Consider the following 6,935-nt stretch of genomic DNA (forward strand, 5'->3'; position numbering starts at 1 on the left):
CGGAGGAGCCCATGACCCTGCGTCCCGTCGTGCTGGATCACGCCCGGCTGATCGACGGCACGGGAGCCGCGCCGGTCCCGGACGCGGTCCTCGTCGTGGAGGGCACCCGGATCCGCTGGTGCGGGCCCGCGGCACTGTTGCCGGACGACCCGGACCTGCGGTCCGCGGCACGGATCGACCTGGGGGGCCGGACGGTGTGCCCCGGCTTCATCGACACCCACGTGCACTTCGCCCTGCCCGGCCCGGCGGGCGACCCCGCCCTCGGCGCCGCCGAGCCCGTCACGTACCGCACCCTCAAGGTGCTCGAACGGCTCCGGACGACCCTGCACAACGGCGTCACCACGGCACGCGACCTCATGGGCCTCGACGCGGGCTTCCGCCGCGCGGTGGCCGAACGGCGTGTCCCCGGGCCCCGGCTCCTGGTCGCCGTCGCCATGCTGAGCCAGACCGCCGGCCACGCCGACTTCCGCCTCCCCGGCGGCGTCGACGGACTCGCGGCCGCCGTCGCCTTCCCCGGCAGCCCCTCCGGCATCGTCGACACCGTCGACGACATCCGCACCCGTGTCCGGGCCCTGGTGGCCGCCGGCGCCGACTGCGTCAAACTCGCCACCAGCGGTGGGGTCACCTCCCCGCACGACCGCCCCGAATGGCTGGGCCTGCGTCCCGAACTCGTCCGCGCAGCCGTCGAGGAGGCCGAGGCCTACGGGGGCCTGCGGGTCGCCGTGCACGCGATCGGGGAGCCGGGCATCGCCGCGGCGGTCCGGGCCGGCGTCCACAGCGTCGAGCACGGCTACGCCCTGACCGACGAACTGCGGGCGGAGATGGCCGAACGCGGCCAGTTCCTCGTCCCCACCCTGCTGGAGACCATGGCGGAGCCCGATCCCGCCCGGGTCGGCCCGCACATCCACGCCAAGGCCGTGCACTGGCACCGCGTCGCCCAGGAGGCGTTCGCCCGCTCGGTGCAGGCTGGCGTCCCCGTCGCGATGGGCACCGACGCCGGACTGACCGCACCGCACGGCCAGAACCTGAGGGAACTCGGCCTCATGGTCCGCTTCGGCGGCATGACGCCCCTCCAGGCCATCCGCGCGGCGACCGCCGACGCGGCCCGCGTGTGCGGGGTGGACGACCTCACCGGCACGCTCGCCGCGGGGATGGCCGCGGACCTCGTCGTCTGCGGGGTCGACCCGCTCACCGACCTCGACGGTCTCGCCGGCCCCTCCCACATCCACGCCGTCGTCAAGGACGGTCGTCTCGCCGTCGACCGCGTCGGCGTGCTGGCCGCCGCGGGCCTTCCGGACCTCACGCCGGTCACCCCGGAATGAACGCGACGTCCCGGGCCTGACGCTCGGGTCCGTCACTCGATGCGACGGGTCCGAATGCGTCCACAACCCATGCCCCAAGGGCGAGTTGAGGGGCCATCGGCGGGGCCCGCACACCTTCTCCATCCTGTCGCGTGCGGTGGCGTCGTGAGACGCTTCCCCGAGTCCGCGACTTCGTTCGTCGCAAGAGAGGGCCGTGTTGCGCCGGGTGCGGCACCTGGCCGGGTGCGGCACCCGGTCGCCAACCGGACCGCCTCTAAGGGCCCAGAGGCTGTCGTCGCATTCCCGTCCGCCCCGCGGGCGCCTCGCGCCTTCCTTCCACCACCGGCGCCCGCACGAGCCCGGCGTCACATCGTGGATTCCCGCCGTTGAAGGACAGGTTGAGACAGAACGCCAGCAGCGTCGCACTCGTTACCGGCGAACCCAGGACGATGCCGACGCCTTCGGGAAAGCGTGAGTACAGGTCGGGTGCCACCTCGGGGGCCATGCCGACGCCGAGCGACACCGCGACGATCAGCAGGTTGTGCGTGCCGTCGAAGTCGACCTTGCGGAGCGTGCCGACACCGACTGCGGCGACCGTCGCGAACATCACGAGCCCCGCCGCGCCGACCACTGGCTGCGGCAACCCGGCGACCAGCGCCCCGAGCTTGGGAACCAGGCCGAGGAGCACGAGGATGCCGCCCGCGACCGTCGCGACGTGCCGGCTGCGCACCTTCGTCATCGTCACCAGCCCCACGTTCTGCGCGAACACCGTGTCGAGGAAGGCGTTCATGACGCCTCCCAGTACCCCGGAGAGCCCGTCTGCGGCGAGTCCACGCGCCATGTCGGCAGTGGTCAGCCGCTTCCCGGTCAGTTCCGCGACCGCGATCAGGTCGGCTGTCGACTCGGCGAACAGGACCAGAATCACCACGCACATCGACAGCACGGCGACCGCAGGGAATTCCGGGGCACCGAAGTGGAACGGGGCGCTGACCCCGATCCAGTCCGCCGTCCGCGCTGCCGAGAAGTCGACCAGGCCGAGCGGAACGGCGACCGCTGTCCCTGCCAGCAGGCCCAGCAGTACACCGGTTTGAGCGAGGATCCCGCGTCCGAACCGCGCCACCAGCAGGATCACGAGGACCACGAATGCGGCGAGCGCGAGCCGCGAAGGTGCCGCGTGATCGGCGGCCTTCGGATCGTTCCCGATGACCAGGTTCACGCCCACGCCGATCAGCGCAAGCCCCACCACCGTGATCACCACACCGCTCACCAGCGGCGGGAAGAAGCGGACCGCCTTCGCGAACGGATAGGCGATCAGCAGCCCGAACACTCCAGCCGCGAGCATCGACCCGTACACCGCCTGGAGGCCGTACTCTCCGGCGATCAGAACCATCGGCGTCACCGCGGTGAACGCGGCCCCTGCCATCACCGGCATCCGTACACCGAGGAAGCGGCCGACGCCGGCACCCTGGATCATCGTGACGACGCCCGCGACGAGCAGATCGGCGTTGATCAGAAGGGCGATCGTCGCGGCATCGAGTCCGGCTGCGGCGCCGAATACCAGCGGCACCGTCACACATCCCGTGTACATCACGAGCACGTGCTGGAGCCCCAGCACCGCGAGCCGCCCGAAACCGGCCCGCTGTCCGCCCTTCGCAGGCATCGTCACGTCGACCGCCTGCCTATCGGGCGAAGTTCGCAGCGATTCGCTGCTGGATGTAGTCGGCCGCGGTGATCGGCTGGTAGCGGCCCTCCGGGCCCTCGATCACCACGTCGCGATCGGCCTGCGCGAAGAACGCGATGCTGTGGCGGGCCGACCGGTCGTCGTCGGGCCCCGGCGACCTGACCCGGTGGAAGTTCGACGGGAGCCGGTCGTCACTCCACCGCATCAGCATGTCCCCGATGTTGCAGGTGATCACGGAGTCCGCCGGCTCGACCGGCGTCCACTCCTGCGCCTCGGCCTCCTTGCCCGGACACACCTGCAGGCCGCCCTGCCCGTCCCGCTGGAACAGCAGCGTCAGGCAGTCGAAGTCGGTGTGCGCCCCCGCCCGCCACACGTTCGCGGGGATCACGGCGTCGTCGGGTACGGCGAAGTAGTGCAGCATCCGCAGGGTCGACTGGTACTGCGGACTCGCCGGGTCGTGGGCGCGCGCGAAGAACCCCTCGGGCATCCCCAGCCGGTCCGCGAAGCAGGACAGCACCCGCATCGCCAGGTCCCGGCAGCGCGCCTCGAACGCCAGCACGCGCTCCTGGAACCCTGGCAGCGCGTCGTCCGGCCACAGCCCCTCCATGTGTGGGCGGGTCACCTGGTACGACTCCTTCTGGTCGGGCGTCCCGATCGAGGGCCGCACCTGGGTCATCGACTCCCAGCCGGAGTTGAGCCCCTTCTTCAGGGCGTGCCGCGCCTTGGCCTCCTCCGGCAGGGCGAAGAAGGCCTCGGCGTCGGCGAACACGCCGTCCACGACGGCGGCTTCGATGCCGTGGTTGACCAGCTGGAAGAAGCCGATGTCCGTGGCGGCGGCCCACAGTTCCTCGGTGATCTCCGCTTTGCGGTGCTCGAAGTCGGTGAGGTCGATGCGGCGGATCTCCCGGGCGGACGTCTCCGTCCCGGCCCCGCCCATGCGCGTCTCCTTGGCCAACTCGTCCAGTATGTACGTGGTGTTCGTCATCGCGGCTGTCGCTCCTGTGACAGGGAGTTGCGTACGGGATGCAGTCACCGCCCCTGCGATCCCCAGCACGGGCATTCAGACGCCCGTGTGCACGGTCGCGGCGGACCCCTTCGTGGGCCCGGCGCCGTGGGCTGGCACGGGCCCCGGTCGCCGGGGCCCGCACGCGATGTGCTCAGCCTGCACGGTGTGTGTTACCGGTGGGGATCGTGCTGTTACGCGGCCGTAAAGCTCAAGGAGACCCCGGTCGAGGTCTCGGTGCTCTGCCGGTCAGTCGCCGCAGGAGCCCCACCGGGCGAGGCCTGCCGCCAGCTCCCGCGACGGCAGCCGGACGTGTTCCCCGTCGCGTACCAGCACCTCGCCCTCGACCAGCACGGCCGCCACCGTTCTGCTGCCCGCGCACGTCAGCAGCGTCGCCCCCGGATCGCGGACCGGAAGGCAGCCGTAGTCGCGGTCGAAGCGGTGCAGGACGAGGTCCGCCCGCATTCCCACCCGCACCGCGCCGTCAGGGTTCTCCTCGATCCCGAGCACCCGGTTCGCGCCGCCCGCCGCCATTGCGAACATCTCGGGGAATCCGAACAGGTCCGCCTTGCGGTGCGCGGCCCGCTGCAGATACGCGCCGATGCGCAGCGCCTCCAGGATGTCCTGCGTGTCGTTGCTGGCGGCCCCGTCGACCCCGAGACCGACACTCAGGCCGGCCTCCAGCATCTCGGGCACCGGTGCGATCCCGCTGCCGAGCCGCATATTGCTCAGCGGGTTGTACGAGACACCGACGCCGTGGCGGGCGAGGGTGGCCCGCCCCTCTGCGTCGAGTTCCACGCAGTGCACGGCGAGCAGTCGCTCCCACAGGAACCCGGCCCGCTCCAGATACTCGACGGCGCCGGCTCCTGTACGGCCATGGCACATCGTGTCGTCCGTGGTGGTCTCCAGCAGGTGCAGCGAGACGGGCAGCCCGCGCTCCTCGGCGTACGCGCGCACGGTGCCCATGCCCTTCGGGGTCAGGCACCGCGGATTGGGCACGGCCACGCCGATGTCCACCCGGGTGCCGCGCGCCCGCGCGATCAGCTCGTCGGTGTGCGCGAGGGCTTCCTTCAATGGCTGCATCAGCCGCGGATCGAAGCCCCACTTGCGGCTCGGGTCGGCCCGGTCGGCGACGCCCCGGCACAGCACGGCCCGTACACCGCTGTCCTTGAGGGCCCGAAGTACCGCGTCGTGCACCTCGGGCGACGGGTGCGGCCACATGTGCTCGACGAGCGTGGTGGTGCCACTGCGCAGCGCTTCAACCGCCGCGGCGGCCGCGGCCGCGTAGGCCCGCTCGGGCGTGAGCCGCGCCGCCTCCTCGCCGACGGCACTCAGCCACGCGAGCAACCCGAGACCCTCGCCGATGCCGCGCAGTCCCGCCTGGAAGAGGTGGGTGTGGGTGTTGACCAGGCCGGGCGTCAGGTGTCCGCCGCGTCCGGCCAGGACCTCACCGCTGCACGGGACTTCACCGTGCGCCGAAATCGCCGTGACCCTCCCGCCGGCGATGTGCACGTCCATCCCGGGCAGCCAGCGGCCTCCGCTGTGGACGGTGACATCCGTGATCGTCCCGAGCGTCATCGGTCGGACTCCTTCCGGCGACGGGCCGCGCCCGTGTGGTGGAACAGCAGGTTGAGCAGGAACGCCACGATCCCGGTGACGGCGATGCCGCTGTCCAGGACGGTGCGCAGGTACGAGGGGAGCGGCGCGTAGAAGTCCGGTGCGCCGAGGGGGATCATGCCGAGCGCGAAGGCGAGGGCGACGGTCAGCAGATTCCGCGGATCGGTCAGACCGGCGCGCGCCAGGATGCGCAGCCCGACGGCGCCCACGGTCCCGAACATGACGATCGAGACCCCGCCGAGGACCGGCCCCGGCACGGCGGCAACGACGGCCCCGAGCACGGGCACGAACGCGAGTACCACCATCAACGCTCCCGACAACGCCACCACGTGACGGCTCTTCACACGCGTCACGCTCACCAGACCCACCGACTGCCCGAACGTCACGACAGGGAAGGAGGCGAGCGTCCCCGACAGCACAGTGGCGGCCCCGTCCGCGCGCAGCGCCCGCACGACGGTGCGCGCGTCGTCGCCACGGCCGACGATCTGGCCGACCGCGAGGGTATCGCCGACGGACTCCACCATGTTCACGAGCTGCACGACGAGCATCGCCGCGATGGCGGGCACCACGAACGTGGGTGCCCCGAAGGCGACTGGATCCGGCGCCGTGACGACGCGCGCGTCCGCAACCCCCGATCCGTCGAACAGTCCCAGCGGGAACGCGGCCACGGTGCCCACGGCCATGGCAAGAAGCACCGAGAACCGGGCGAGCGCGGGCGGCGCGACGCGCTCCACAATGACCACGAGCAGCACCGTCCCGGCGGCGAGCGCGAGCCCGCGGCCACCGCTGCCGTCGGCCCCCTCCCCGGCGACAAGACCGGCCGCCGAAGGCACCAGCGAGAATCCGATGACAGCGATGACCGTCCCGGTGACCAGCGGCGGAAACAGATGCAGGCAGCGCCCGAACCAGGGAGCGACGGCCAGAGTCACCAGGCCGGACACGACGGTCGCCCCGAACACGGCGGCGAGCCCGTGCTGCTGCCCGATGAGGATGGCGGGGGTGATCGCGGTGAATGTGGAGCCCATCACGATCGGCAACCGCGCCCCGAACCACTTCAGACCCAGCGACTGCAACACGGTGGCGATCCCGCTGACCAACAGGTTCGCGCTGATGAGCAGCCGTATCCGGTCCTCTGGCAGATGAAGCGCGGTTCCCACCAGCAGCGGCATCGTGGCCATGCCCGCGTAAGCGACCAGCAGATGCTGCAGGCTCAGCGGCACGAGCCGCCGCCACGGCGGCCGTACGTCGACGGGGTGGGGTCCTGGGTGTGCGGGCGCGACGGCATGCTCGACAACAGCCATCGTTCCTCCTCGCAGCTCGGCGGAAGACGGCT

General features: G+C 71.6%; 5 protein-coding genes. 1 reads left to right on the plus strand and 4 read right to left on the minus strand.

The genetic code is table 11. The features are described 5' to 3' along the window. The first annotated feature begins 11 nt into the window (after positions 1-11). Positions 12-1,322, plus strand: a complete 1,311-nt coding sequence (locus tag AB0398_RS32690; protein ID WP_366379299.1) for an amidohydrolase family protein — start codon at positions 12-14, stop codon at positions 1,320-1,322. Positions 1,323-1,575: 253 nt separating this feature from the next. On the opposite strand, the gene AB0398_RS32695 is transcribed toward AB0398_RS32690, so the two are convergent. The 4 genes from AB0398_RS32695 to AB0398_RS32710 all read right to left on the minus strand — a co-directional run bounded on the left by AB0398_RS32695 (position 1,576) and on the right by AB0398_RS32710 (position 6,903). Further along, a complete protein-coding gene (locus tag AB0398_RS32695; protein ID WP_366379304.1) occupies positions 1,576-2,961 on the minus strand; it encodes a nucleobase:cation symporter-2 family protein in 1,386 nt (461 codons plus the stop codon). A gap of 19 nt (positions 2,962-2,980) precedes the next feature. Further along, positions 2,981-3,967 (minus strand): 2-oxoglutarate and iron-dependent oxygenase domain-containing protein, encoded by a 987-nt coding sequence (locus tag AB0398_RS32700; RefSeq protein ID WP_366379300.1) that lies wholly within the window; start codon positions 3,965-3,967, stop codon positions 2,981-2,983. A 267-nt stretch (positions 3,968-4,234) separates the two neighbouring features. Further along, positions 4,235-5,563 (minus strand): amidohydrolase family protein, encoded by a 1,329-nt coding sequence (locus AB0398_RS32705; protein WP_366379301.1) that lies wholly within the window; start codon positions 5,561-5,563, stop codon positions 4,235-4,237. Next, positions 5,560-6,903 carry a nucleobase:cation symporter-2 family protein gene (locus tag AB0398_RS32710; RefSeq protein ID WP_366379302.1) on the minus strand — a complete coding sequence of 448 codons (1,344 nt, stop codon included), beginning with the start codon at positions 6,901-6,903 and terminating at the stop codon, positions 5,560-5,562. Before AB0398_RS32710 ends, AB0398_RS32705 begins: the two co-directional genes overlap by 4 nt. Positions 6,904-6,935: the final 32 nt, after the last annotated feature.

The organism is Streptomyces sp. NPDC086147 (genome assembly GCF_040702165.1).
GTDB lineage: Bacteria > Actinomycetota > Actinomycetes > Streptomycetales > Streptomycetaceae > Streptomyces.